We start from the raw sequence: 24,521 nt of genomic DNA, 5'->3' as shown, positions 1-24,521 counted from the left end.
GAGGCAACAGTGACGGACAGGCAGGAACGGATTCGCCAGCGGGCACACGCGATCTGGGAACAGGCAGGCAGGCCCGACGGGGCGCATCAGCAGCATTGGGATCAGGCTACCGCTGAAATCGACGCAGAAATCGCCACGACAGAGACCGCCAGCCGGCCGAAGCCGAAAGCACGTCAGCCTAAGCCGGCGCCGGCCGCCAAGGACGGAACCAAACCCAAGGCGCGACCACGCAAAGCGTGAACTCGAGCGGATTTGATTCCAACGCTAGATCTCGCGGTTGGTCGGGCCCATCGTCTTGGCGCTCGTGCACGTCGTTCCGTGATCGGCAGCAGAACCAGTCCTGACCGGTCCCGCCGCCGCAAGCCCACGCGCGATGGTAGGCCCGATTGGTGCGGCTAACTACTTACCGCAATTGTTGTCGTTGACAGTCGGTGAAACCGTCCCGGCAGGCTTGTTGGACGCGTCGGGTTGGGCTCCTTGCGGGGTTGCAGGGCAGTTTTCATCCGCATTGGAGTTCATGGCACCCGTCGTACCCATCGTGCTGCTGGTCGTGCCAGGGTCAATACCGTTCGGTTTGGGCTGGACGACGATGCTCTTCTCGCTGCCAGGCGCATTGTTGTCCGACCCGGCGTTCTGGGCCATCGCCGCGGTCGCCAGACCGGCTGCAAGTATTGAGGCTGTCAGGATTTTCGTAAGCATGTTGATCTCCATCATTCGGTTGTCATCGTTTGGCACTACAGAGAAAACAACCCTGGTGATGGAAAGGTTCCGGCAAAAATGACGCAGCACGGTGAAGCAAACCCGCGCAGCGCAGATCTTCTCGGCCCGTTGTTCTATTGCCGTTGGTTGGTTTGATGTTGTTGTTTGCAGATTAAGAATTCGCCTTATTTTGGCTGCCGACCGTTGCGCGACGTTCGTCTGTCCCGGCGCCCATCAGCTCACACTCGCATCGCTTCAACCGGTAGAGGCCATCCCGAAGTAAATCTTTCGGAAAATTTAACTACAAATTTCACGCGGCTGTTCTTTGAACAGTTACCATGAGGCCAGTAAGTTGATCGGCAAAGAAACCGATCTTCTTCCTTGCACTTAGGGCGTAATGCAACCGGCGAGTTCGCGGGCTGCTCAGCGCAACTACAGCAAGGAGAATGTTATGACCATCAAGATCAAAACAATCACCGGTGCGGTGGCTGGCAGCGCAGTGCTTTTCATGCTCTCGATGCCAGTAAATGCCGCGAACGGAATTGCCGTTGGCGTTGGAACGTCCAACGGCGGCATCAACGCCGGTGCCGGCGCAACGATTGGCGGCAGCGGCGGCGTCAAGGCCGGCCTTGGTGGCTCGGTGGGCGGCAGCGGCGGCATCAAGGCAGGCCTCGGTGCAACGATTGGCGGTTCCAGTGGCATCGCCGCGGGCGCCGGCGCGTCGGTCGGAGGTAAAGCCGGTATTAACGCCGGTGCCGGCGCATCGGTTGGGGGCAGAAGCGGCATCAACGCCGGTGCCGGCGCGACGATCGGTGGTCCCAGTGGCATAGCGGCGGGCGCCGGGGTAGGTATCGGCAGCGGCGTTAACGCAGGCGCCGGGGTCAGGGTCGGCAGTGGCATCAATGCCGGCGCCGGTGTCGGGATCGGTGGTGGAAGCAATCCGAGCAATCCGTCCAACCCGGGCAGCCCGTCCAATCCCAGCAATCCCAACAATCCCAGCTTGCCCCAGGTCGTTGCCGACATGTCGGGCGACAAGTTGGCCAGGATGAAGAAGCGCTGCGTTGACGTGCTCAGCAGCGAAGGCACTTACGACAGCGATCTGCGCCAATTGTGCCTGCTGATCGCCCGCCGCTAAGGCGAATACATCGGATGAAATGTCGGACCGGGCCGAGAGGCCTTCGTCCACCAAACCTCCAGCAGTCCAAAGCCCGCCATTGCGGCGGGCTTTTTTGCCGAGCACGTGGCGGCAGCATGGCGGGGGCTCACACCAGCACGCGCCTCAGTGTGTTTGACGGCCAACATCCGGCGAAGCGGACGCTCCGTCTTCCAGGGCGTCCCAGACCACTGCGGGGCTGCTTTGCATCAGCTGAGGGCAGGCAAACTCCGCCAGATCGGTTTCCGCGAAGCCATCGAACTCGATAGCCGCCCCGTAGAGCTGGGCTGCTTGCATGACGAGCCATTCGATGTCTTCGCGCGCAACATTCTCGGCGAGGTTCTGCAGTCGCGCGGCTTCGGCGACAGCAGTCAGATTGATGGCAATCCCGGAGCGCAATGTAGCTCGAACTCGGGAACTGACGTCTTCGTGCAGGCGAACCGAAAATCCGTAGCGCATGGAAAACCTTCCCTTCGGGAGCGGTTTGTCCCTCGTGTTCTACCATGCGCCCAGGGTTCGCGATTGGCAAGCGAAAATTCTCAAAAAATCATTTTGTGTCAAATAGTTAGCGTATTTTGGCGATTGCCCATTTGATGCTTGATCCGCTTCATCGGACTTCTGCATGACTCGCACATCTGAAGGTCTTGACGCATTCTGCTCACGTACCTAATTCTACAGAAAATTAGGAACCTACTAACTCAGCTGCATTTAGGCTGGTATGACCGGAGGCCGAGATGTCCGAACTGGAACGCCCGGAACGATTGCAGATCATGCTGACCGTCGATGAACTGGCGGCGTTGGAGAACTGGCGCTTCGACAAGCACATGCCGAGCCGGTCTGCCGCGGTACGTGAGCTTTTGAGGCGAGGTCTCACAGCCGATGGTTTCCTGACGGCGGCGCATGGGACCAAGTCGCGCGACTTCGGCATTCTGCCGCATTCTGGCGACGGTGACGGGGCAGTCGAGGGGTCTTCCAGCAGCGAACAGTGACATCTCCAGCGACCCCGTTCGCCCGCCGCACCTCGTATGGCCTTCACGGCCACTGGGTATCATCAAGCAGCTTGGTCTATCTGTTTGGCCCCTCCGCCGTCGGTTGACAGAGCTGGCTTTGCAGATACATTGCACAGGACTATACAGGTGCAATGAACAGGTATGCCTATGGTCCGTCGCGTGGTCCCATCGTCTCCCGGTACGGGCAAGCCCGAACAGATCGCCACGGTTCTCGAACATGAAATCCGCTCCGGTGTTCTGGGCTTCGGCGACCGGTTGCAAAGCGAGAACGAGCTCGTCCAGCGTTTCTCCGTCAGCCGCAACACCGTTCGCAAGAGCCTCGAGGAACTGTCCAGCCGCGGGCTGATCACCACCAAGGTCGGCATCGGCTCTTTCGTCACCTTCGATGGCAAGCCCGTTGATGACTCAATCGGTTGGTCGCGGGCGCTCGCCAACGCCGGCGCAAATGCCGAGACGCGGACGCTGCGGCTCGAGGTGATCGAGGACCCTGATCTTGCCGCACTGCTTGGTATAGAAAACCCGTTTTTCATCGCTGTCGATCGGGTGCGCACCAATGCCAGCGACGGCCACGCTATCTCCATTGAGCGCAGCCGCCTGCCATTGTCACCCGAACTGGAGGACGTGCCGTTACGCGGTCTGCGCGAAGGCTCGCTCCACCAGACGCTCCGCGGCGCGGGTCTCATTCCAGACCATGGCGAGGAATGGGTCGGCATCGAAATGCTCAACCCAGAGGACGCCGCAATCCTCGGCTGCCCGCAAGGCACGCCGTTCCTGCGCGGTTGCCGCTTGACCCGCGCCGCCGATGACCGGCCGATCGAATATGTGACCAGCCTGCTCAACCCGGCGCATTTTGCGCTGCATATGAGGTTCTGAGTGATGCCGGACGACACCGGGAACATAACCGATCGGGCCATGGGAGCGCTTGTGGGCGGGGCACTGGGAGATGCGCTGGGCATGCCGACGCAGCTTTTGTCGCCGGCGCGGATTGCCGAACTCTATGGTCATGTCGAGGACTTCATTGCTCCTTTCGCCGACCATCCGGTGTCGAAGGGACTCCCGGCCGGGACGATCACCGACGACACAGAACAGGCGCTTCTGCTTGGCCGTATCCTGGTCGAATCCGGTAACCGGTTCGACCATGCGCGGTGGGTCAACGCCCTGCTCGACTGGGAACGCGATGTCAAGGCGCGCGGCAGCTACGATCTGCTGGGACCATCAACCAAACGCGCCATCGACGCCATCAATAACGGTATGCCAGCCGAGGAAGCGGGACGCAGCGGCGACACAAATGGTGCGGCCATGCGCATCGCGCCAGTCGGCATCATGATGCCGCCGGAGCCGCTGGAAGCGCTGGTCGCCAAAGTTGCCGAGACCTGCCGGGCGACGCACAACACCTCGATCGCGATCGCTTCGGCCGCAGCGGTCGCTGCCGCCATCAGTCGCGGCATCGCTGGCGGTGACTGGCGCGCCGCTTCCGACAGAGCCATCGCCGGGGCGAGGCACGGGGCAACGCTCGGCTATTGGGTGACCGGCGGTGACATCGCCGCGCGCATTGGGTGGGCGCAGAAGCTCGTACGCGGCAAGGAGACGAGCGACGCGATCCGGCTGATCACCGATCTGGTCGGCACCGGCGTCGCCAGTCAGGAGTCCGTTCCGGCTGCATTCGCGGTGCTGGAAGTCGCCGGCGGCGATCCCTGGCAAGCGGCAGTCATCAGCGCCAATCTCGGTGGCGACACCGACACGATCGGCGCCATCGCGGCCGGCATGGCCGGTGCCTGCACCGGCCTTTCCCGATTGCCTCAGAACCGCATTGCAGACCTCAAGGGTATCGACATGACGGAGGTTAGCGCGCTCGCCGCCGACCTTGTTGCGGCGCGGACGTCTAGGGGCCGTGCGGACAAGACCAGCACCGGCAAGGATGCGGCGGCATGAAGGGGCGTCTCGTCCATGTCGGCAGCGCGGTGGTCGACTATGTCTACCATATCGATGCCTTGCCGGCACCGGGCACGGAGAAGACCGCGTCGAGCTATGCACAAGTCGCCGGCGGCGGCTTCAACATGATGGTCGCGGCCAGCCGCACCGGCATGAAGGTGGTGTTCGGCGGCCAGCTCGGCAGCGGACCCAATGGCGACTTCCTGCGCACGGCCTTAGCAACTGAGGGAATCGAGACACTCACGCCGCCATCGTCGGTTATGGACAGTGGCAATTGCGTCGCCATGATCAGCAGCGATGCCGAGCGCACCTTCGTCTCATGGCCTGGTGCGGAGAGTGTGCTGAGCCTTGACATGATGGCGCCCGTCTCGGTCGCACCGGGGGATTGGGTGTTCACCTCCGGCTATACGCTTAGCTACCCGGGAAGCCGAGACGCGATTGTTGACTGGATCGAGGCACTTCCGGCCGACACACCGCTTGTCCTCGACCCAACACCTGTTATCACCGACATTCCTCGCCATATCCTGTCGCGGATACTCGCCCGCACCACCTGGTTGAGCTGCAACACGACGGAAGCGACCGCGATTGCCGGTCCGGGCGGTGTCGAGACACTCGCGTCACGGCTTCTAAGAGACCACTCCCCGAAGGCCGTCGGCGTCGTCATTCGCGCCGGGGCGAAAGGCTGCCACGTGCGGCTGGCCGATGGCTCGGCGAAAACGATTGCCGGCTTCCAGGTCGATGCCATCGACACCAACGGCGCCGGGGATACCCATATCGGCGCCTTCGTCAGCGCGCTGGCGCGCGGCATGCCGCCTTTTGAGGCAGCGCGCTACGCCAATGCGGCGGCGGCCATTTCCGTCACCCGCCACGGTGGTTCATCAGCGCCGACCGACTGCGACATCCGGACATTCCTAAGCCATGCCGGCGGTCCGCCGATCGGCCTCCATGGCCGGAAGCAAGAGGCCAAACGCCCGACAGCCTGACAAAGCCCGGGAAGCGGGCAAACACAGAGAGGAACGAACATGCGCATGCCCCACTTGACTGCCCTGCTGACGGCGGCCGCCGTCTTCACCTCCGCACTCGCATTTGCCGCCAAGGCCGACGAGGTGCACGTACTCAACTGGAAGGGCTACGGCGCCGACGAGCCGTGGGCCATCGAAGCCTTTGAGAAGGCGACCGGAAACAAGGTCGTCAACGACTTTTTCAATTCCGAACAGGAGATGCTGACGAAGCTCAGGACCAATCCCGGCCTTTATGACGTCGTTATGATCAACGCCGCCTTCAACGACCAGGCGATGGCGGAAAAGCTGATCCAGCCGATCGACACATCCAAGCTGCCGAACTACGTCGATATCAGCAAGGACAAGGCCGGGTCGCCAATGCTCGTCCATGACGGGAAGGTTTATGGCGTGCCATGGGTTTGGGGGCTGACGGCGCTCGCCATCAATGAAAAATCCTTCGACAAGCCGCCGACGAGCATCGCCGAAATGTGGGATCCCGCTCACAAGGGCCGCGTCACCATCCGTGATGATGCCGTCGAAGCGGTGCAGTTCGGCGCCATTGCCACCGGCCAGAACATCAACGACATCAAGGATATGGAGGCGGTCAAGGCGAAGCTCACCTCGCTGATGCCGCAGATCAAGACGTTCTGGAGCTCGGAGAACGACTGGAACCAGATGGCTGCCTCTAACCAGATCGACATCGGCACCTATTGGAGCGGCTCGGCCGACCGCGCCAAGACCCATTTCAAGCTGCCGGTCGCGCTCGTGATCCCGCAGGAGGGCGCCGTCGCCTGGCTCGACGCCTTCTCCATTCCGGTCGGATCCAAGAATGTCGCCGGCGCCGAGGCCTTCATCAACTACATGATCGACCCGAAGTTCTATGTCGAATGGGTCACCAAGGTCGGAGCCCCCGTATCCGCCAACACCAAGGCTGTGGAAGCACTTCCCTCGGATGCGTTCAACCGCAAGGTGATGGGTGACCCGGCAGTCGCCAAGCATATCCAGTTCCAGGCGCCGATCACAGACGCCCAGCGCGAAGCCTATCTGTCGCTCTGGCAGCAGCTCAAGGTCGACGTGAAGTAACAGCAAAAGCCGCGATCAGCCGACCATCGTGTCGGCTGATCCTTCCCGTCCTGGGAGGAGATTGTGATGGCAGTACAGGTTGCAGCCGCGTCGCGCAGCGAGCTGAGCTCGGCCCTGCCGCTGCTGGCGCCTGCCTATCTCTGGCTGACGGTTGCAATTTTCCTGCCGCTCTCAGCCATGGTGTTCTTCTCCTTCATGACCGACCTGCCGCTGTCGGGAAAGCCGTGGGCATTCACGCTCGAAAACTATGCCGCCTTCTTTTCACAAAGCCTTTACCTGACATTGCTTGTGGCCTCGCTGCGCCTCGGCCTCGAGGTGACGCTGTGGTGCATCTTCATCGGTTATCCCGCCGCTTATGTGCTGGCCAAGGTGCTGAAAGGGCGAAGCCGCGAGGCGATTTTCCTGCTTGTCATCCTGCCGTTCTGGTCGAACGGGCTGGTGCGCATCTTCTCCTGGGCGATGGTGCTGCGTGAAGGGGGCATTCTCGACACCGCGCTCAACGCCGTGCTGCCGTTCAAGATCAACATTGATCTCATGTATTCCTATCCGGCCGTCATCATCGGGCTGGTGCACTCCTACGTGCCTTACATGGTACTGACCTGCTATCTGACCCTGCAGGCCATCGATGACTCGCTGATCGAGGCCGGGCGCTCGCTCGGCGCCTCGAGGCTGCAGGTGCTGAAGTGGGTCATCATTCCCCTGTCGATGCCGGGCCTAGTGGCGGGCGCAGCACTCATCTTCGTGCCGGTCGTTGGCTCGTTCATGGAACCGCGAATCCTCGGCGGCCGTACCGGCACCTTTTACGGCACTGTCATCGAGGACCAGTTCGTCGCCGTGTTCAACTGGCCGCTGGGTGCTGCGCTCTCCTTCATCCTGTTGGCCGTCGTGCTCGTCATCCTGGCGGTTGCCTCGCCGGTGCTGCGTAGGGCTACGTGATGGCGACAACACGTGTCCTCGAATGGCTCGGCCGCCTGTACGTCTGGCTGTTGCTCGCCTTCCTCTATGTGCCCATCATCATCATGGCGCTGATGTCTTTCAACGTTTCGCCCTTCTACCAGCTGCCGTTCGAATGGACGACGGAATGGTACGCCTCGTTGTGGCAGAACGACCAGCTTATCTCAGCCACCTGGAACAGCGTCGAAATCGCAGTCATCACCACCATCATCTGCGTCTTGCTTGGTTCGGCGGCGTCACTGGCGCTCTACCGCTATGAGTTTCGCGGCAAGAAATTCCTGCAGGTGCTGCTGTTTCCGCCAATCGCCATTCCGTGGCTGATCACCGGCACGGCGATGTTGATCTTCTTCTTCGGCGTCGGCATTGGGCGCGGCCTGTTCGCCATCCTGCTCGGCCATGTCGCGCTTGCGCTGCCCTATGTCATCGTCGTGGTGTCGGCGCGACTGCAGACCTTCGCGCCCGAGTTGGAAGAAGCGGCGCGCTCGCTCGGCGCCAATCAATGGCAGGTGACGAACCGCGTCACGCTGCCCTGGATCATGCCGGGCGTCATTGCCGGCGGGCTGTTCGCCTTCGCCGTGTCCTTCGACCAGTTCGTCGTCTCCTACTTTCTGTCGACGCCTGGCCAAACGACGCTGCCGGTCGAAATCTACGCCGCGATCCGCAAGGGTTTCACGCCCGAGATCAATGCGGTCTCGACGATCATCATTGTCGTGTCGATGGCGCTGATGCTGCTGACGGCGCGCTTCTTCAAATTCGGCGGAGAGAAATAATGGCGGGCGTGCAGGTATCGAATGTGTCGCGCAGTTTTGGCGCGCACAAGGCGCTGGACGATGTCTCGATCGATTTCCCCGACGGCGGCTTCTACGCCCTGCTCGGTCCCTCCGGCAGCGGCAAGACCACGCTGCTGCGCCAGATCGCCGGCTTCGACTTTCCCGACTCTGGTCGCATCTCCATAGGCGGCGAAAGTGTTGAGCGGGTACCGGTGGAGAAGCGGCGCATCGGCATGGTGTTCCAGAACTACGCGCTGTTTCCCAATATGAGCGTCTCCGACAATGTCGCCTTCGGCTTGTCAGTGCGCGGCGAGCCCAAGGCGGTGATTGCCAGCGAGGTGCAGCGCGCACTCGACCTGGTGCAGCTCAGCAGGCTCGGCGGCCGCCGGCCGCACCAGCTGTCCGGCGGCCAGCGCCAACGGGTGGCGCTCGCTCGCGCGATCGTCATCCGGCCGCGCGTGCTGTTGCTCGACGAGCCACTCGGCGCGCTGGATAAGGCGCTGCGCGTCGACATGCAGATCGAGCTCAAGCGCATCCAGCGCGAGATCGGCATCACCACCATCTTCGTCACCCACGACCAGGAAGAAGCGCTGACGATGAGCGACCGTATCGGCATTCTGCGCGACGGCAAGCTGGTGCAGGAAGGCCCGCCCGAGGAGATCTACGATCGGCCGAAGAGTGAGTTTGCCGCCACCTTCCTGGGCGACGCCAACATCCTTCGCGGCAACGCCACTGGTACGGGCATCCGGCTGCCTGACGGAACGGGGATTGCCGCAGGCGCGGGGGCTACGCTTGTCGCCGGCATGAAGGCGAGCTGCGCCGTGCGGCCCGAACGGATCCGCATCGCCACCAATGCCGGCGTTCCGGACCGAGCCCATGCCAACATGCTCACGGGGCGGGTCTCCAAGCGTATCTTCGCCGGCAACAACAGCACGTATTTTGTCGATCGCGATGGCCAGACAATCAAGGTCATCGTGCAGAACACCGGCATCGAAAAGCTGGCGGAAGGACAACAGGTGGTGCTGCGCTGGTCGTCGGAGAGTACGGTGCTGATCGACGCGAGCTAGCAGATCCAATCCTTCAGTCTTGCCAGGCGGTCCGCAATCGGGGAAAGCATGGTCGGGCAAATTGTGAGCGGAATACTCGATGTCGCTTGAATTGAATGCGGGCGACCAGTCGATGCTGCAGGGCGAGCAGGGTCCGGCCGTGGCCGCTGCGATGAAGATCCTGGTTGCCTTTTCGAAAGCGGTCGGCGCGCACAAATTGTTGGATATTGCCGGTGCCCATATCGACGGCTGCCTCTATCACGGCCAGGCCAGCCTCGATTTCGTCGAAAGGCTGATCGAGGGCGGCGGTCGCGTTCGGGTGCCGACGACGCTCAATGTCGGCTCGTTCGATCTGATCCATCCCGGATTGGTGAAGATGCCGGCCGCCGAAGAAGTACCGGCGCGCCGTCTAATGAAGGCGCATCTGGAACTCGGCTGCCAGGCGACCTTCACCTGCGCACCCTATCAGACTCGGTTCCGGCCAGGGTTCGGCGAGCAGATCGCCTGGGGTGAGTCCAACGCCATCGTCTTTGCCAATTCGGTGATCGGAGCGCGGACCAACCGCTATGGCGATTTCATCGATTTGTGCTGCGCCATCACCGGGCGCGCGCCGGCTTGGGGGCTGCACTTGAGCGAAAACCGGCGCGGCCAGGTTCTGTTCGAGCTGGTCGGTTCTGACCCAGAACCGAGCGACAGCCTGTTCGTTGCCGTCGGGCTTATCATCGGGCAAGCAAGCAGCGATCGCATCCCCGTGATCTCGGGCCTGCCAAGACCGCGCGATGAGGATCAGCTGAAAGCGCTAGGCGCCGCCGCCGCGACGACCGGGGCCGTTGCGCTGTTCCATGCGGTTGGTATCACGCCGGAAGCGAACACGCTTGAAGAGGCGTTTCATGGCATGGGGCCAGAGGAAACAATCCGCATCACGCGTGCCGACCTCGACGATGCGCTGGCTAGGTTGTCGAGCGTAGCTGACGGTGCGCCTTTGGCGGCCGTGTCGTTAGGCACGCCGCATTTCTCCTATGACGAGTGGATGCGCCTGTTGCCGCTGCTGCGCGAAGTCGGTCCAGGCAAGGGCGTCCCAATCTATGTCAACACAGGGCGCGCGACGCTGACGCGGCTGCAGGACGAAGGCGCACTGGCCGGCATGGAAGCCTTCGGCCTCGTTCCGGTCACCGACACTTGCACCTATGTCACGTCGATCCTCGAGCGTCTCGACGGCGTGGTGATGACCAATTCGGGCAAATGGGCGCATTACGCACCTGGCATTATCGGTGTGTCGGTGGCCTTCGGTGACATGGAGGACTGCGTCCGCTCGGCTGCGGCCGGCCGCGTCGTGCGAGCCGCGCCATGAAGGCGCCGGCCAGAACCGGTACATTCCACCTTTCCGGCTCGGCACAAGGCCCGGCGCTGGTGCTTTCGCAGGCGCTCAGCTTCTGGGGCGGGATCGACGTCGAAACGGGCGACATCATCGACCATTCGCATCCGGACCTGGGCGGCAATATCGCTGGCAAGATCCTGATAATGCCGAGCGGGCGAGGGTCGTCGTCCTCGTCTTCGGTTCTGGCCGAAGCGATCCGCAGAGGCACGGCGCCGGCCGGCATTATCCTGGCGCGGCCGGACCCGATCCTTGCCGTCGGCGCCATCGTTGCCGAATTCCTCTACGAAATCAGCATGCCGCTGGTCGTCTGCGGCATGTCAGGCATTGTCTCCGGCGACCGGATTGCAATCGGTCTGGGCGAAGATGCGCAAGCGATGGTGAGCAAGCTCTAGCCGGCCATCAGTCCCGCCGCGCCCCGCCGCCAATCGGCTGCCGCCAGTGTCTCGTTGCGGCCGAGCGCCAGTGTACCGCGCCAGTGTTCGCGCACCGTCCTGGCGGCGGCTGCTTCGGCCGCGAACCAGCCGAATGCCGAACCGGTCGGCCATGCGACCGACTGGATGGCGCGCGCCAGCCTGTCGTCGATGCCGGCCTGCATGCCATTTCTCGGCAGCCAGTGCAGCTCAATACCGGTCGCGTTGTCGATGACCTGCCGTTCGCCATCGTCGGCGATCTCGACGAAGGCCACGCCGATTGCCCTTACCCGGCCGGCGCGCTCTTTTCTCAGAGGCGCTTTCCGGCCAAACAAAGTTGCCGGACCGGCACAAACATTGGCACGATATTCTATCCCGCCAGCTTGACCGCGAACGGCGTCTTCAGCCTATAATTCTACTAAATTCATAGACTAACTGCAAACGCGTTGATGTTTGCGGCTGGACTGCGAGAGAACCAAGGCACAAAGGGAGCGCGTCGATGCCGAAAACCGAATCCAACCCGATCGACCTCGGAACCAAGGCCGCCGATTTCCTGTTGCCCGACGCGCAAGGCGTGTTGCACAAGCTTGCCGATCTCGATGCCAAGCCGGCGTTGCTGGTCGCCTTCATCTCCAACCGTTGCCGGTTCGTGGTGCTGATCCGCGGGGCGTTCGCCGACTTCGCCAGGGACTATGCCGACAGGGCCCGCGGGTGGTGGCGATCAACGCCAACAACCATGAAGCACATCCCGAGGAGACGCTGGCCCGCATCGGCGAGCAGGCCGAAGAATTCGGCTATACCTTCCCCTATCTCAAGGACGCTTCGCAGCAGACGGCGAAAGCCTATGGCGCGGCTTGCACGCCCGATTTCTTCCTGTTCGGCGCCGATCGGCGGCTGGCCTATCACGGCCAGTTCGACGATGCCCGGCCGGGCAACGGCAGGCCGGTGACGGGGGTGGATCTGCGCGCCGCGGTCGACACGGTGCTGAAGGGCGAGGCGCCGGCCGCCGAGCAGGTGCCGTCGATCGGCTGCAATATCAAGTGGAGCGCCGGCAATGAGCCGGTGTGGTTCTCCAAGGCGGCCTGACTCGTCGCAGCTGCTAATTCCCCTTTCCGCGAGTGCTCATGCCGAAGATTGTCACAGCCGTCCGCGCCGCGCCCGAAACGCTGCACCTCAATGCCGATGTGCTGGTGCTGGGAGGTGGTCCGTCAGCCGCCTGGGCGGCCGTCGCGGCGGCTGAAAACGGCGCGAGCGTGGTGCTGGCCGACAAGGGTTATCTCGGCACCAGCGGCGCTACCGCACCGTCGAATACCGGCACCTGGTGCGTGCCGCCGGGCGACAACAGGCATGCGGTGGTCGAGCGCCGCTGGCAGCGTACCGGCGAACTCGCCGACCAGCGCTGGATGCTGCGCTGCGTCGACACCGCCTACCGCAACCTGCTGCAACTTTCCGAATGGGGCTATCCGTTTCCGACCGAGGATGACGGACGGCTCTACATCGCCAATCTGCGTGGACCGGACTATATGCGCTTCATGCGCCGCAGGGTGCTGCTGGCCGGCATCACCGTGCTCGACCATCATCCGGCGCTCGAACTTCTGTCGGACGGCGATGCGGTCGTCGGTGCTGCCGGCGTCGGCCGACAGGTCGAGCGCGACTGGCGCGTCGATGCCAAGGCGGTGGTGCTGGCGACCGGCGGCTGCGCTTTCCGCGAACGCATCCTCGGCTCGACCGGGCTGACCGGTGACGGCTATCTGATGGCGGCGGAAGCCGGCGCCAGCCTGTCGGGCATGGAGTTCACCGGCAAGTACACGCTGGCACCGCATGGCTCGTCGCTGAACAAGGGCCTGCCGTTCCGCTGGGCGTCGTTCCACCGCGAGGACGGTTCGCCGATCCTCGGCCCGACCGGCGAGCCGCTGCGCAACGGCATCGGCGACCGCGAGGAGGAAGTGGCGCGTGCTCTGATCGAGGGGCCTGTCTATGCGCGGCTCGACCAGGCCGAGCTCGCGCTGCAAGGCTGGCTGCGCCAAGGCCAGCCGAACTGCTTCATGCCCTATGACCGCGCCGGTATCGACCCCTTCAACGATTTGTTCCGCGTCACACTGCGCGCCGAAGGCACTGTGCGTGGTACTGGCGGCATAGACATCGTGTCCGACGACTGCGCCACCGGCGTGCCTGGTCTTTACGCCGCCGGCGACGCCGCCAGCCGCGAGATCATGACCGGCGCGGTTTCGGGCGGCGGCGCCGTCAATTCGTCCTGGGCTCTGGCCAGCGGCTGGTGGGCCGGCAAAGGCGCTTCGACCCATGCCAGGCGGCGCGCCGGCAAGGCGTTCCGCAGCGAGGTCCAGGCGCTCGGCCACGCCGGCCTGCGCCCGGCGGCTTCGCCGCGTGCCGATATCGACACCAACGAGATCATCGAGACGGTGCGCGCGGAAGTCGTGCCGTTGGACAAGAATTTCTTCCGCAGCAGTGCTGGTCTCGAAAAAAGCGGCGAGCGGCTGCAGAGCGTTTGGCGCGACGTGCGCGACCATCTGCAAGGCGAGGGGTTGGAGCGGATACGCACCCGCGAGGCGGCGTCTATCGCTGCTGCCGGGCGCTGGTCGGTCACTGCCGCGCTTCATCGCAGCGAGAGCCGCGGCATGCATCGCCGCACCGATCTTCCGAGCAAGAACCCGGCCTTTGCGCACCGGCTGGTGATCACCGGCGTCGATGATTTCCGCATCGCCGGAGCACCCGATCGGCTGGCGGAGCTGGCGTCATGATCGAGATCGTCTCGGCCACGCGCTGCGTCGAATGCGACATCTGCGTCAAGGTGTGCCCGGCCAATGTCTTCGACGCGACGGAAGGCGTGCCGGTGATCGCGCGGCAGGAAGACTGCCAGACCTGCTTTCTCTGCGAAATCTACTGCCCGACCGATGCGCTCTATGTGGCCGAGTTCGCCGAAGGGCCGATCGGCATCAGCGAGATGGAGGTCGAAGCGCGCCATCTGTTCGGCAGCTATGCCCGCGCGCTCGGCTGGCAGCGCGGCAAGGCCGGCGGCTCCGAGTTCGACCCGACGCACCGCATCCGCGTGGCGCAGTGACAGAGAGACGACCGGAGTAGAGACATGGACCGCATCGTCGTCAGCGAGATCAAGAAGACTTTTCAGCTCAAGCCGGGACAATTCGTCACCGTCGACGGCGAGGCGACCGACCGCGTTACCGTGCTAGACGGCGTCGATCTCGCCATCCGCACGGGCGAGTTCATCACTCTGGTCGGGCCGAGCGGCTCGGGCAAGTCGGTGCTGCTCGATATTATCGGCGGGCTGACGCAGGCGACCAGCGGCGGCGTCCAGCTCGACGGCAGGCGGATTACCCGACCCGACCCCAAGACCGGCTACGTGTTCCAGCAATATGCGCTGTTTCCCTGGCGCACGGCGCTGGCCAACATCGAATATGCGCTGGAAGTGCGTGGCGTCGCCAAAGCCGAGCGCACCGCCACGGCCCGCCATCTGTTGGCGCTGTTCGGCCTCGCGGGCTTCGAGGATCGGTTTCCCAACCAGCTTTCAGGCGGCATGCAGCAGCGCGTGGCGATCGCCCGGGCGCTGGCCAGCAATCCCGAAGTGCTGCTGATGGACGAGCCGTTCGCCGCCCTCGACCAGCAGACCCGCGAAATCCTGCAAGGCGAACTGCTCAGGATCTGGGGTAAGATCAAGACGACGGTGATCTTCGTCACTCATTCGATAGACGAGGCGATTTTCCTGGCCGACCGGGTAGTGGTGATGACCGCGCGTCCGGGCACGGTGAAGGAGATCATCGACATCGACCTGCCGCGGCCGCGCGACGGCGACATCCGCGCCAGTGCTGCCTTCAACAATCACCGCGCCCGTGTCTGGGACGTGCTGCGCGACGAAGTCAACAAGGCGCAGAAGGATTGGACGCTGTCGCCGGCGTTCAGCCACTGAGGGAGTTTTTGGCATGGCCTATCTGACCGAAAAGTTCGGCCCCGCCGGCGGCTTTCATCCGTTTGCTGGAGCCGGTGAGGCGGTGGCCGCCGCCAGGGTTCCGTCAATCAAGGCCCGCAGCGCTACGCCCGCCGTCAGGCGCAGGCGAGGAGCAAGCTTCGGCACCTCAATCTATGGCCTGCCGCTGCTCGGTCTATTCTTCCTCGCCTGGGAAATCGCGCCGCGGCTCGGCTGGCTGAACCGCATCTTCTTCCCGCCGCTGAGTGAGGTGCTGGTCGCGTGGTGGGATATGCTCGCCTCGGGCGTGCTGGTCGAGCATATCGGCATCAGCCTGCAGCGCGCGGCCATAGGCTTCGCGCTTGGCGTGGTCGTGGCCATCCCGCTCGGCCTGCTGATGGGGCGCTATTCGCTGTTCGAGAAGGTCTCCGACCTTTTGGTGCAGACACTGCGCAACACCTCGCAGTTCGCGCTGCTGCCGGTGTTCATCCTTCTGCTCGGCATCGGCGAGGAATCGAAGGTGGCGATCACCTTCTACTCCTCGGTGTTTTTCCTCCTCGTCAACACGATCAGCGGCGTCAAGTCGGTCGATCCACTGCTGATCAAGGCGGCGCGCTCGATGGGCACGTCCGACTTCGACCTGTTCCGGAAAATCATCCTGCCGGCCAGTATTCCCTCGATCGTCGCCGGCGCGCGGCTCGGCGTGAAATCCTCGTTGTTCGCGGTGATCGGCGCCGAGATGCTGGCCGCCAAATCCGGCCTCGGCTTCCTCATCCAAAACTCGCAACTGATGATGGAAACGGCCGATATGTATGCCGGCATCCTGACCCTCACCGTCATCGGCCTTGCCGTCAACTACCTGCTCGTCTGGTTCGAGCGCTGGGCAACTGCCTGGAAGGGCCAGTCGGAAGCTTCGCCGATCTAAACAGGCAACCAATCCACGCCAATTGGAAAGGAATTCCAGGTGTCCAAGATCTTTTTCAGTGCCTTTCGCCGCTTGCTGCTCAAGAGCGTTCTTGTCGCGGCCGCCGGTCTCGTCACCATTGTCTTCGTCGCCCGTGGCTTCGCGCAAGACAAGCCCGATGTCATCCGCATCGGCAGCACAGCGCCGGGGCACCTCAAATTCATCCTCGCCCAGCAGGACGGCTGGTGGGAGAAGGAATTCGCCAAGGACGGCATCAAGGTCGAATTGGTGACCTTCAATGGCGGTTCCGAGGCGACCACAGCGCTGGCGACCGGGGCGATCGAGGTCACCTATACCGGCAATAATCCAGCCCTGCGCGTCGCGGCCTCTGGGGCCGACGTCAAGCTGATTGGCCTGTCGAGCTATGTAAAGGCTGGCGGCTCCTCCATCATCGTCAAGGCCGACTCGCCACTAAAGACATTGCAGGATCTCAGGGGCAAGAAGGTCGCCTATCTCACCGGCACGGTGCGGCATTCGAATTTCAGCAAGGCGCTGAACAGCGTCGGCCTGACGACGGCCGATGTCGAAGGGCTGAACCTGCCCTTCGAAGCGTCGGGCCCGGCGCTGGCGCGCGGTGACATCGATGCCATCGTCGAGACCGACTCGACGGCGGCCAAGCTGGTCGACACCGGCGAGGCCCGCGTGCTCTATGACACCGGCGCCCATCCGGAATGGAACGTGCCGAATGTCATCTCGGTCAACGGCGCTTTCGCGGCGAAATATCCTGACCTGGTCAGGCGGCTGCTGAAGGTCGATATCGAGATTTCGCGCTGGGCCGACGCCCACCCCGATGAGACGATCAAGACCTTCGTCAAGGCAACCAAGTCGTCGGAGAAATCCGTCCGCAAGACTTACAGCCAGGGCCTGTTCTACCAGGATCCGAAACTCACCGACGACGCGATCGCGGCACTCAAGGGCGAGGAGAAGTTCATGGCCGGCGCCGGGCTTTTGAAGGGCTCAATCGACTATGGCAAATGGGTCGACAAGAGCTTTGTCGATGCCGCCTATACCGAAGTCGCTGCTGTCCAATAGGCACGGCAATATTGAGGGCAGCGCCAGTCCGGCGCGGTCCTCCCGTCCCCCAGGGTCCGTTCAGATCTCCGGGATGCTTTCCCTGAAGATCACCTGCAGCCGCGGCTGGTGCAGTTCGTAGGACAACCCCCTGACCGCATGGGTCAAGGTGTTGAGCGCCTCGCGGGCCTCGACGCGCGGGTTCTGGTCGATGACCGCGTCGAGCGTGCCGTCGAGCAGAAGCTCCTTGGTGCCTTCCGTCACCTCATGGCCGAGAAACACCGTCGACAGTGCGCGCCCGCGCTCCTTGAGTGCGCGGGCGATGCCGGTATTGCCGGCGCCCACATTGTAGATGGCGGCCAGGTCCGGGTGCCGGTCCAGCAGGGCGGAGGCCTCCGAATAGGCCTTCTCCCGGTCGTCGAGCATTTCGCGCATCTCGACGATCTGCAGATTGGTCGATTCTTCCGTCAGTATGTGGCGGAAGCCCATCTCGCGCTCTTCGTGGCCGCGATAGGAGAGCGAACCGGCGAACAGCGCGACCTTGCCTGGACGCCCTGCGCCCATGAAGCGGTTGAGAAGGTAGCCGGCGAGCCGGCCGGCGGCGCGGTTGTCGATGCCGATATAGGCGACCCTCGGCACATGCAGGATGTCGGAAGCGATGGTGACGACCTTGACGCCGCTGGCAGAAAGCGAGCGGATCGCCTCGCGGACCGTCGGATGGTCGAGCGCGATCACACCGACGCCTTGCGTCTGCCCGTGCAGTTCCTGCAGCAGACGGGCGAGCCGATCCGGATTGAAGCCTTCGATGGTGGCGACGCGGACGTCGAGGTCAGGCCGCGATTGCGCCTGCGCCTCGATCTGGCGGTGCAGCATCTTGATAAAGGAATTGGTGCCGGCGGGCAGGGCGAAATCGAGCCGTATGACCTCACCAGATACCGCGTTGCGCTGGTTCGGATTGTTCGAATTTTCAGCGATATAGCCAAGCCGTTGCGCCGTTTCGAGCACGACCTCGCGGGTGCGCGCCCTGACCCCGGCGCGGTTGTTGAGCACACGGTCGACTGTGGCGGCGGAAACGCCGGCTTCCCGGGCTATGTCTGTCAGGGTGGACCGCACTGTCGATCACCTCATTCCAAAATGTGCCAGGGGCGCATCGAGATCACGCATTTCATGGGTCCGTTGTCGAAGCGGCGGCTTCATCGCCAGCCGCGATTCTGATGGGAAATGATGTAACCAGCCTTGGCCGATGCGCAAGCTGCCGCGCTACACCAAAATGCCGAAGCGGACCACGCGGGGAGGTGGGTAGCCGGGCTCCCTCAAATTCAAGCACCGGCTTCAGTGTGAGAGCCTTGATAAACGCCATCCTTCCCCTCCCATGAGATGTTATGAGGTGTCTTGATTATTTATGATGTTGACAGCCTTCGTATAGTGCCGTCAATATCCATCATAAGGGCCATGGAGGAACAAGGCCCTGAGGGAGGAGTTCCAATGTCGAATTTGATCCGCGTGTCGCGGCGCCGTTTGCTGGCATCCGGTGGAAAGGCGGCGGTCCTTGTTGCCGCCGCAGGTATTGCACCGAAATTCATTCGCCCAAGCCGGGCCTATGCGGCCGATGCCCTGGCGCCCGGCATGATCGGTGGCCCGACGGGCTTCGACGGCTCGGAGCGCTATCAATATGGCGCCGACACGCCCGAGGGTCGCGCCATCGAGGCGGCCAAGGCGATGAAGGGCGCCGGCAAGGCGCCGGCCAAGATCGTACTTGGCCTGTCCGACGGCTCGATCGGCCAGCTGACCCAGCCGTTTCCGGCCGGCGCGCCGTCGATCAAAGATCTCTGGGAGAAGGAAACCGGCATTCCGCTTGAGATCGTCGGTGTGCCCAACGGCCAGGAATTCACCAAAACGATGCAGGACATCTCCACCAAGGGTGGGGCGTATGACATCTACGCGGTCGAATGGAACCGTCTTGGCGACCTCGCCGAAACCGGCGGCATCCTCAAGCTCGACGACTTCGTCGCGCAGTACAAGCCGGAATGGGACGATCCCGAGCGTGGTTACGTCAATGGTGCCAAGGGCGTGTCGCTGCTCAACCAGTATCGCGGCTCGACCTATGGCGTGTCGCTGGATGGCGACTTCCAGACATGGGTCTACCGTACCGATCTGTTCGGCGACGCAAACGAGAGGAAGGCCTTCTCCGACAAATACGGGTATGAACTGGCGGCGCCGAAGACCTGGAAGCAGCATGACGAGATCGCGGCCTTCTTCCAGCGCCCGGACAAGGGCCTGTTCGGCTCGACCGATCTGCGCAACCAGGGTTGGGGCTACACCAACTGGTATCAGCGTTATGTCTCAATGGCTTCGCCCAATCAGTTCCTGTTCGACGATACCGGCAAGCCGCTGATCAATTCGGAGCAAGGTATCGCGGCGACCAACGAGTACATTGCTTCGCTTTCGCATCATTCGCCGGATGCGATCTCCTGGGGCTGGCCGGAGCAGTACGGCAATTTCGCAAAGGGCGGTGCGGCCATGACCTGCGCCTTCTCCAATCTGCCGAAATTCCTCGACAATGCCGGCAACAAGGATTCAGCTGTCACCGGCAAGATCGGCTCGATGCTGCCACCGGGCCGCGAGATCGATGGCAAGCTGGTCAGCCGGTCGGTGCTGTGGCTCAATTTGTCGGCGTCGGTTTCCTCGCAAGCCAAGAACCCGGAGGCCTGCTACCTGTTCCTACAGTGGCTGGGTTCAAGCCGCATCTACGCCTGGATGACCGCCAATCCGGGCGGCTACTTCGATCCGTTCCGGCTATCGGATTTCTCGGATCCGCTGGTTCGCCAGACCTATCATGCCTACCACATGGACGTGGTGCGCGAGACGGTCGCCCGCACCGTGCCCACCATCAACTATCCCGGCGCCACCGCCTTCCACAACGCGCTAGACGAGAACCTCGTCGCCGCGCTGACCAAGGCCAAGACGGCCGAGCAGGCGATGGCCGACACCGAGGCCGAGTGGAAGAAGATTGCCCGCCGTACCGGCGAGGAGAAGCTTCTCGAAGCCATCAAGACCAACAAGGAGGCCTGGCCCACCGTCCTCGATCCAATCGCCTGATCCTTCCAGGATCCTACCAAGGAGGGGAGGAGCGGTCGCTCTTCCCCTCGGCAACGAAAGACTCCAGCGAAGCCGCAAGATGAAGCGTTCAGTTCCTTTCGAGATATTCCGCTATGCCGCAATCTTTGCGGCGATGGCGGTCACGCTGGTGCCGATCCTGTGGATGGTGTCTATGGCGTTCAAGCCGATCGCCGAATGGTCGGCGACCGGCGCCGACCTGACTTGGTGGCCGAAGAACCCGACACTCAGCAATTTCCGCTTCGTCTTCGGTGGATCGACCAACAATCTGATCGTCGCGCTCGACCGCACGGCTTTGAAGCCGATCCTGTCGTCGCTGCTGTCGGCCACATTTGGCACGGCAATCGCCATGTCGGCGGGCACCGCGGCGGCCTACGGGCTGTCGCGCTTCGGCTCGGGCCAGAACCTGCCGCTGGCGCTGATCCAGCTTCGCCTGTTTCCGCCGATGGCGGTCATGACCCCGGTGATGATCATGTGGGCCTTTCTCAACTTCACTGACAGCTGGTGGGGGCTGTCGTTGATCTACGGCATCGTCACGCTGCCTTTCGCCTTCTGGCTGATGAAGACCTTCTTCGACGACATGCCGCGCGAGATCGAGGAGGCGGCGCTGGTCGAGGGCTGTTCGCGATGGCGCGTCTTCACCCGCATCACGCTGCCGATGATGCGCGCGCCGCTGGCCAGTGCCGCGCTGTTCGTCTTCATCCTCAACTGGTCAGACTATCTGATTGCGCTGCTTCTGACGACGCGCGAATGGGTGACGGTCCCCGTCTACATGGCCTCGCTGTCCTCCTCGATGACCGGACAGCTCTATGGCGCCAAGGCAGCTCTCGGCCTGATCGCCGCGGTGCCGCCGGTGATCATGGGGATCGCCATCCAGCGCCATCTAGTGCGCGGGCTGACCTTCGGGGCGCTCAAGCAATGAGCGCGGTGACAGCCACGATTTCGGAGGGCGACATGCAAGCCTCCAAGGCGGCATCGGTGTTGCCGGACGAGGGCGCACGGCTCGGCTTCCGGTTGACCCTGCCGGCGCAGATCCTGGTGCTGTTCATCGCCGTCTTCCCGCTCCTGATGCAGCTCTATATCAGCCTCACCGACTGGTCGCCGCTGTCGGGCACCGGCTGGTGGAATGCCTGGTCGATGTGGAATAGCTTCGCCAATTACACCGACCTTGCCGCGGACGCGCGCTTCTGGAGTGCGCTGAAGCGCACGACCATCGTCATGATCGTCTGCGTGCCGGCGGAGTTCCTGCTCGGCTTGGCGCTCGCGACGCTGTTTGCCGACGAGTTTCCCGGCAAGCGGATCTTCTACTCAATCCTCTTGATGCCGATGATGGTGGTGCCGGCGGTGGCCGGCTACATGTTCTTCATGCTGTTTCAGTCGGGCGGCCCGGTCAACGACATCCTGTCGGCGATGTCAGGCGTTCCCGTCACCATTGCCTGGCTGTCGGACCCGACGCTGGCTCTCATCGCCGTCATGATCGCCGACATCTGGCAGTGGACGCCGCTGATGTTCCTGATCCTGCTTGCCGGTCTGGTCGGCGTGCCCGAGGACCAGATCAAGGCGGCGAGGCTGCTCGGCGCCAACCCGTGGCAGCGCTTCGTCACCATCGTGCTGCCGAAGATGAAAACGATCATCATCATCGCTCTGGCGATCAGGGTGATCGAGAACTTCAAGATCTTCGACACGCTTTACATCATGACCGGCGGCGGTCCCGGCGTCGCTACCGAAACCATCTCCGTCTACATCTACAAGCTCACTACCCAGGACCTGATCTGGGGCTATGTGGCGGCAATCGCGCTGGCCATATTGATCGTGCTGTCCATCGCCGCGGTGTTTGCCATGAAACGTATGGCCCGGGTACGCGAGGTGGCGGCATGAGCACCATCCACCTGCAGAACCTGGTCAAGAAATTCGGCGACTTCACCGCGCTGAAGACGATGGATCTGGCCATCGCCGACGGCGAGTTCATGGCGCTGCTCGGACCGTCGGGCTGCGGCAAGTCGACGACGATGAACATGATCGCCGGCATGGAAGAGCCGACCAGCGGCAAGATCCTGTTTGGCGAGCGCGACATGGCCGGCGTGCCGATGGGGCGGCGCGGCGTCGGCTTCGTCTTCCAGAACTATGCGATCTTCACTCATATGAGCGTGCGGCAGAACCTCGCCTACGGGCCGAAAATGCGCGGCGCACCAAAGGCCGAGATCGACCGCCGTGTCGGCGCCATTGCCGAGATGCTGCAACTGACGCCGCTGCTCGACCGCAGGGCGGACAGGCTGTCGGTCAACATATTGCAGCGGGTCGCGATCGGCCGTTCGGCGATCATGGAGCCGGCGATCTTCCTGCTCGACGAGCCGCTTTCCAATGTCGACGCCGCCTTCCGGGCAGTGATGCGGACCGAACTGAAGCAGTTGCAGCGGCAGTTCCGGCAGACCATGGTCTACGTCACCCACGACCAGCTCGAAGCCATGACGATGGCCGACCGCATCGCGGTGATGGATCACGGCGTGCTGCAGCAGGTCGGCACGCCACTCGAGGTCTACAACAATCCGGCCAATGTCTTCGTCGCCCGCTTCATCGGCGCGCCGGGCATGAACCTGCTCAGGGGCAGGCCGGCGGAAAGCGACCGTGGCCTGGTCGTCGATCTCGGCCCACTCGGGGCGACGCCGCCGCTACCGGTCGAGATCGCCGATGCCGCACGCCGGATGCGCGGCGAAGTGTTTTATGGCTTTCGACCGGAGCAGGTGACGCTGGCTGAAGGCGGCCGTGGCCTGTCCATGCCGGTGAGTTTCGTCGAGCGGATCGGCGCGCGCACCATCATCCACCTTGGCGACGGCGAGACTGCGGTGAAGGCGGTGTTCGACAATGATGTCGGGCTGGCGATCGGGCAGACAGCTGTCGTCGCGCCTGCGGCGGAGGCGGTGCGCGTCTTCGACGCCGCTTCCGGCCTTGCGTTGAGAGCAGGTTGAGATGGCTGATATCGTTTTCCGCAATGTGACGAAACACTATGGTGGCACGCTGGCCGTCGACGACGCCTCGTTCACGGTCGACGACAACGAATTCTTCTGTTTCTTTGGCCCGCCGCTGTCGGGCAAGTCGACGATACTCCGTCTGGTGCTCGGGCTGGAAACCCCGGACACAGGCGAGATCCTGATCGGCGGCAGGCCGGTCAACGCAGTGTCGCCGGCGGAGCGCAATGTCGCCATGGTGTTCCAGAACCTGGCGCTGTTTCCGCATATGAGCGCGCGCGACAATATCCGCTTTCCGCTGGTCGAGCGGAAGGTGACAGAAGCCGAGATCGAAAAACGCGTCGCCGAGGTCGCGGCTAAGCTGCATATCGGACATATCCTGCACAAACCGCCGGCGCAGCTTTCCGGCGGCGAGCGGCAGCGTGTGGCAATCGCCCGTGCGCTGGTGCGTGATCCTGTCGCGTATCTAATGGATGATCCGATCTCGGCGCTCGACGCCCGGCTGCGCGAGGAGACGCGCGTCGAGCTCAAGCGCATCCAGCGCGAGCTCGGCAAGACGCTGATCTATGTCACGCACGACCAGGAAGAGGCGATGTCGGTCGCCGACCGCATGGCCATACTGGAGAGCGGCAAGATCAGGCAGATCGGCGCGCCTGCCGAGATCTATGACCGGCCGGCCAGCACCTATGTGGCGCGGCTGCTCGGCTCGCCGATGATGAATATATTGAAGTCGGTGCACGGCGCTGAAGGCGTGGAGGCGGCGGAAGGCACGATCCGCATCGCGGATAAGGCGGCGCCGGCCGATGCCGTCGAAATTGGACTCAGGCCGGAAGACATCAAGGTCAAGGCTTGGTCGGAGGGGGGCGCGGGCCGCCCGGCGCGAGTGTTCGAGGTCGAGCCGCTCGGCGGCTACACCGTAGTGACGCTCGCCGCTGGGCAGGCGCGTCTGCGGGCGCTGTTACGCGGCCAGCCGGACATCAGGCCGGACGCGATGGTGGCGATATCCTGCGAGCCGGGCAGGGTGCATTATTTCGGGCAAAGCGGGGGAGCGCTGGCAAGATGACGGTGGCTGCAAGAAACGAGCTTCGGG

Annotated in this window: 26 protein-coding genes and 1 pseudogene; 23 read left to right on the top strand and 4 right to left on the bottom strand. The window is 63.2% G+C overall.

Translation table 11 applies throughout. The features are described from left to right. Nucleotides 1-9 precede the first annotated feature (9 nt). A complete protein-coding gene (locus tag NKI95_RS12430; protein ID WP_352717044.1) occupies nucleotides 10-240 on the top strand; it encodes a DUF2934 domain-containing protein in 231 nt (76 codons plus the stop codon). A gap of 159 nt (nucleotides 241-399) precedes the next feature. Here the strand turns inward: NKI95_RS12430 and NKI95_RS12425 are convergent, their stop codons facing one another. Beyond that, nucleotides 400-714: a hypothetical protein gene (locus NKI95_RS12425; protein ID WP_352717042.1), complete on the bottom strand. Its 315-nt coding sequence runs from the start codon at nucleotides 712-714 to the stop codon at nucleotides 400-402. A 436-nt stretch (nucleotides 715-1,150) separates the two neighbouring features. Between NKI95_RS12425 and NKI95_RS12420 the strand changes: the two genes are divergently transcribed. Then, complete coding sequence (locus tag NKI95_RS12420) at nucleotides 1,151-1,834, top strand: hypothetical protein (RefSeq protein ID WP_352717041.1); 684 nt, start codon at nucleotides 1,151-1,153, stop codon at nucleotides 1,832-1,834. A gap of 144 nt (nucleotides 1,835-1,978) precedes the next feature. On the opposite strand, the gene NKI95_RS12415 is transcribed toward NKI95_RS12420, so the two are convergent. Then, on the bottom strand, nucleotides 1,979-2,311 hold the full coding sequence (locus tag NKI95_RS12415; protein ID WP_352717039.1) for a hypothetical protein: 333 nt from the start codon (nucleotides 2,309-2,311) through the stop codon (nucleotides 1,979-1,981). Nucleotides 2,312-2,586: 275 nt separating this feature from the next. On the opposite strand from NKI95_RS12415, the gene NKI95_RS12410 reads away from it, so the two are divergent. The 10 genes from NKI95_RS12410 (at nucleotide 2,587) to NKI95_RS12365 (ending at nucleotide 11,418) form a co-directional block, all read left to right on the top strand. Continuing rightward, nucleotides 2,587-2,841: a hypothetical protein gene (locus NKI95_RS12410; RefSeq protein ID WP_352717038.1), complete on the top strand. Its 255-nt coding sequence runs from the start codon at nucleotides 2,587-2,589 to the stop codon at nucleotides 2,839-2,841. Between the two features lie 168 nt (nucleotides 2,842-3,009). Next, nucleotides 3,010-3,735 (top strand): GntR family transcriptional regulator, encoded by a 726-nt coding sequence (locus NKI95_RS12405; RefSeq protein ID WP_352717106.1) that lies wholly within the window; start codon nucleotides 3,010-3,012, stop codon nucleotides 3,733-3,735. Between the two features lie 3 nt (nucleotides 3,736-3,738). Beyond that, on the top strand, nucleotides 3,739-4,794 hold the full coding sequence (locus NKI95_RS12400; RefSeq protein ID WP_352717036.1) for an ADP-ribosylglycohydrolase family protein: 1,056 nt from the start codon (nucleotides 3,739-3,741) through the stop codon (nucleotides 4,792-4,794). Beyond that, entirely contained in the window at nucleotides 4,791-5,777 is a 987-nt protein-coding gene (locus NKI95_RS12395) for a PfkB family carbohydrate kinase (RefSeq protein ID WP_352717035.1), read from the top strand. Before NKI95_RS12400 ends, NKI95_RS12395 begins: the two co-directional genes overlap by 4 nt. A gap of 39 nt (nucleotides 5,778-5,816) precedes the next feature. Then, nucleotides 5,817-6,878 (top strand): ABC transporter substrate-binding protein, encoded by a 1,062-nt coding sequence (locus NKI95_RS12390; protein WP_352717034.1) that lies wholly within the window; start codon nucleotides 5,817-5,819, stop codon nucleotides 6,876-6,878. A 66-nt stretch (nucleotides 6,879-6,944) separates the two neighbouring features. Beyond that, nucleotides 6,945-7,814: an ABC transporter permease gene (locus NKI95_RS12385; protein WP_352717032.1), complete on the top strand. Its 870-nt coding sequence runs from the start codon at nucleotides 6,945-6,947 to the stop codon at nucleotides 7,812-7,814. Then, complete coding sequence (locus NKI95_RS12380; RefSeq protein ID WP_292664211.1) at nucleotides 7,814-8,602, top strand: ABC transporter permease; 789 nt, start codon at nucleotides 7,814-7,816, stop codon at nucleotides 8,600-8,602. The genes NKI95_RS12385 and NKI95_RS12380 overlap by 1 nt, the downstream gene beginning before the upstream one ends. Beyond that, nucleotides 8,602-9,669, top strand: a complete 1,068-nt coding sequence (locus NKI95_RS12375) for an ABC transporter ATP-binding protein (protein WP_352717030.1) — start codon at nucleotides 8,602-8,604, stop codon at nucleotides 9,667-9,669. The genes NKI95_RS12380 and NKI95_RS12375 overlap by 1 nt, the downstream gene beginning before the upstream one ends. A gap of 79 nt (nucleotides 9,670-9,748) precedes the next feature. After that, a complete protein-coding gene (locus NKI95_RS12370) occupies nucleotides 9,749-10,999 on the top strand; it encodes an aconitase X (RefSeq protein ID WP_352717029.1) in 1,251 nt (416 codons plus the stop codon). Further along, the gene (locus NKI95_RS12365) at nucleotides 10,996-11,418 is read left to right on the top strand and encodes an aconitase X swivel domain-containing protein (RefSeq protein WP_352717027.1); all 423 of its coding nucleotides are present in this window, start codon (nucleotides 10,996-10,998) and stop codon (nucleotides 11,416-11,418) included. Before NKI95_RS12370 ends, NKI95_RS12365 begins: the two co-directional genes overlap by 4 nt. Here the strand turns inward: NKI95_RS12365 and NKI95_RS12360 are convergent. Further along, the gene (locus NKI95_RS12360; protein WP_352717026.1) at nucleotides 11,415-11,711 is read right to left on the bottom strand and encodes an SIP domain-containing protein; all 297 of its coding nucleotides are present in this window, start codon (nucleotides 11,709-11,711) and stop codon (nucleotides 11,415-11,417) included. The two genes, NKI95_RS12365 and NKI95_RS12360, sit on opposite strands and share 4 nt — an antisense overlap. Nucleotides 11,712-11,935: 224 nt before the next feature. Between NKI95_RS12360 and NKI95_RS12355 the strand changes: the two are divergent. The 6 genes and pseudogenes from NKI95_RS12355 (at nucleotide 11,936) to NKI95_RS12330 (ending at nucleotide 17,369) form a co-directional block, all read left to right on the top strand. Then, nucleotides 11,936-12,522, top strand: a pseudogene (locus NKI95_RS12355) (thioredoxin family protein). Between the two features lie 38 nt (nucleotides 12,523-12,560). Beyond that, nucleotides 12,561-14,195, top strand: a complete 1,635-nt coding sequence (locus tag NKI95_RS12350; protein WP_352717024.1) for an FAD-binding protein — start codon at nucleotides 12,561-12,563, stop codon at nucleotides 14,193-14,195. Continuing rightward, nucleotides 14,192-14,515: a 4Fe-4S binding protein gene (locus NKI95_RS12345; protein WP_352717023.1), complete on the top strand. Its 324-nt coding sequence runs from the start codon at nucleotides 14,192-14,194 to the stop codon at nucleotides 14,513-14,515. Before NKI95_RS12350 ends, NKI95_RS12345 begins: the two co-directional genes overlap by 4 nt. Before the next feature lie 24 nt (nucleotides 14,516-14,539). Further along, nucleotides 14,540-15,376: an ABC transporter ATP-binding protein gene (locus tag NKI95_RS12340; RefSeq protein WP_352717021.1), complete on the top strand. Its 837-nt coding sequence runs from the start codon at nucleotides 14,540-14,542 to the stop codon at nucleotides 15,374-15,376. Nucleotides 15,377-15,389: 13 nt separating this feature from the next. Then, on the top strand, nucleotides 15,390-16,298 hold the full coding sequence (locus NKI95_RS12335; protein WP_352717020.1) for an ABC transporter permease: 909 nt from the start codon (nucleotides 15,390-15,392) through the stop codon (nucleotides 16,296-16,298). Between the two features lie 39 nt (nucleotides 16,299-16,337). Then, nucleotides 16,338-17,369, top strand: coding sequence for an aliphatic sulfonate ABC transporter substrate-binding protein (locus NKI95_RS12330; protein ID WP_352717018.1), 1,032 nt, complete (start codon nucleotides 16,338-16,340; stop codon nucleotides 17,367-17,369). Between the two features lie 60 nt (nucleotides 17,370-17,429). Here NKI95_RS12330 and NKI95_RS12325 read toward each other — a convergent pair whose 3' ends face one another. Further along, a complete protein-coding gene (locus NKI95_RS12325) occupies nucleotides 17,430-18,461 on the bottom strand; it encodes a LacI family DNA-binding transcriptional regulator (RefSeq protein ID WP_352717017.1) in 1,032 nt (343 codons plus the stop codon). Between the two features lie 372 nt (nucleotides 18,462-18,833). Here NKI95_RS12325 and NKI95_RS12320 point away from each other — a divergent pair, with 372 nt between their 5' ends. From NKI95_RS12320 to NKI95_RS12300, 5 genes are all read left to right on the top strand, one after another. Further along, on the top strand, nucleotides 18,834-20,447 hold the full coding sequence (locus tag NKI95_RS12320) for an extracellular solute-binding protein (protein WP_352717015.1): 1,614 nt from the start codon (nucleotides 18,834-18,836) through the stop codon (nucleotides 20,445-20,447). A gap of 79 nt (nucleotides 20,448-20,526) precedes the next feature. After that, the gene (locus NKI95_RS12315; protein WP_352717014.1) at nucleotides 20,527-21,387 is read left to right on the top strand and encodes a carbohydrate ABC transporter permease; all 861 of its coding nucleotides are present in this window, start codon (nucleotides 20,527-20,529) and stop codon (nucleotides 21,385-21,387) included. Then, nucleotides 21,384-22,343, top strand: a complete 960-nt coding sequence (locus tag NKI95_RS12310; RefSeq protein WP_352717013.1) for a carbohydrate ABC transporter permease — start codon at nucleotides 21,384-21,386, stop codon at nucleotides 22,341-22,343. Before NKI95_RS12315 ends, NKI95_RS12310 begins: the two co-directional genes overlap by 4 nt. Further along, nucleotides 22,340-23,431, top strand: a complete 1,092-nt coding sequence (locus NKI95_RS12305; RefSeq protein WP_352717012.1) for an ABC transporter ATP-binding protein — start codon at nucleotides 22,340-22,342, stop codon at nucleotides 23,429-23,431. Before NKI95_RS12310 ends, NKI95_RS12305 begins: the two co-directional genes overlap by 4 nt. A gap of 1 nt (nucleotide 23,432) precedes the next feature. Next, nucleotides 23,433-24,494 carry an ABC transporter ATP-binding protein gene (locus tag NKI95_RS12300; RefSeq protein ID WP_352717011.1) on the top strand — a complete coding sequence of 354 codons (1,062 nt, stop codon included), beginning with the start codon at nucleotides 23,433-23,435 and terminating at the stop codon, nucleotides 24,492-24,494. Nucleotides 24,495-24,521 lie beyond the last annotated feature (27 nt).

Origin of the sequence: Mesorhizobium sp. M0306 (genome assembly GCF_040321655.1) — a bacterium.
Classification (GTDB): Bacteria; Pseudomonadota; Alphaproteobacteria; order Rhizobiales; family Rhizobiaceae; genus Mesorhizobium.
Note: the sequence above shows the minus strand (reverse complement) of the source record. Positions and strands in the feature narration are given on the sequence as shown.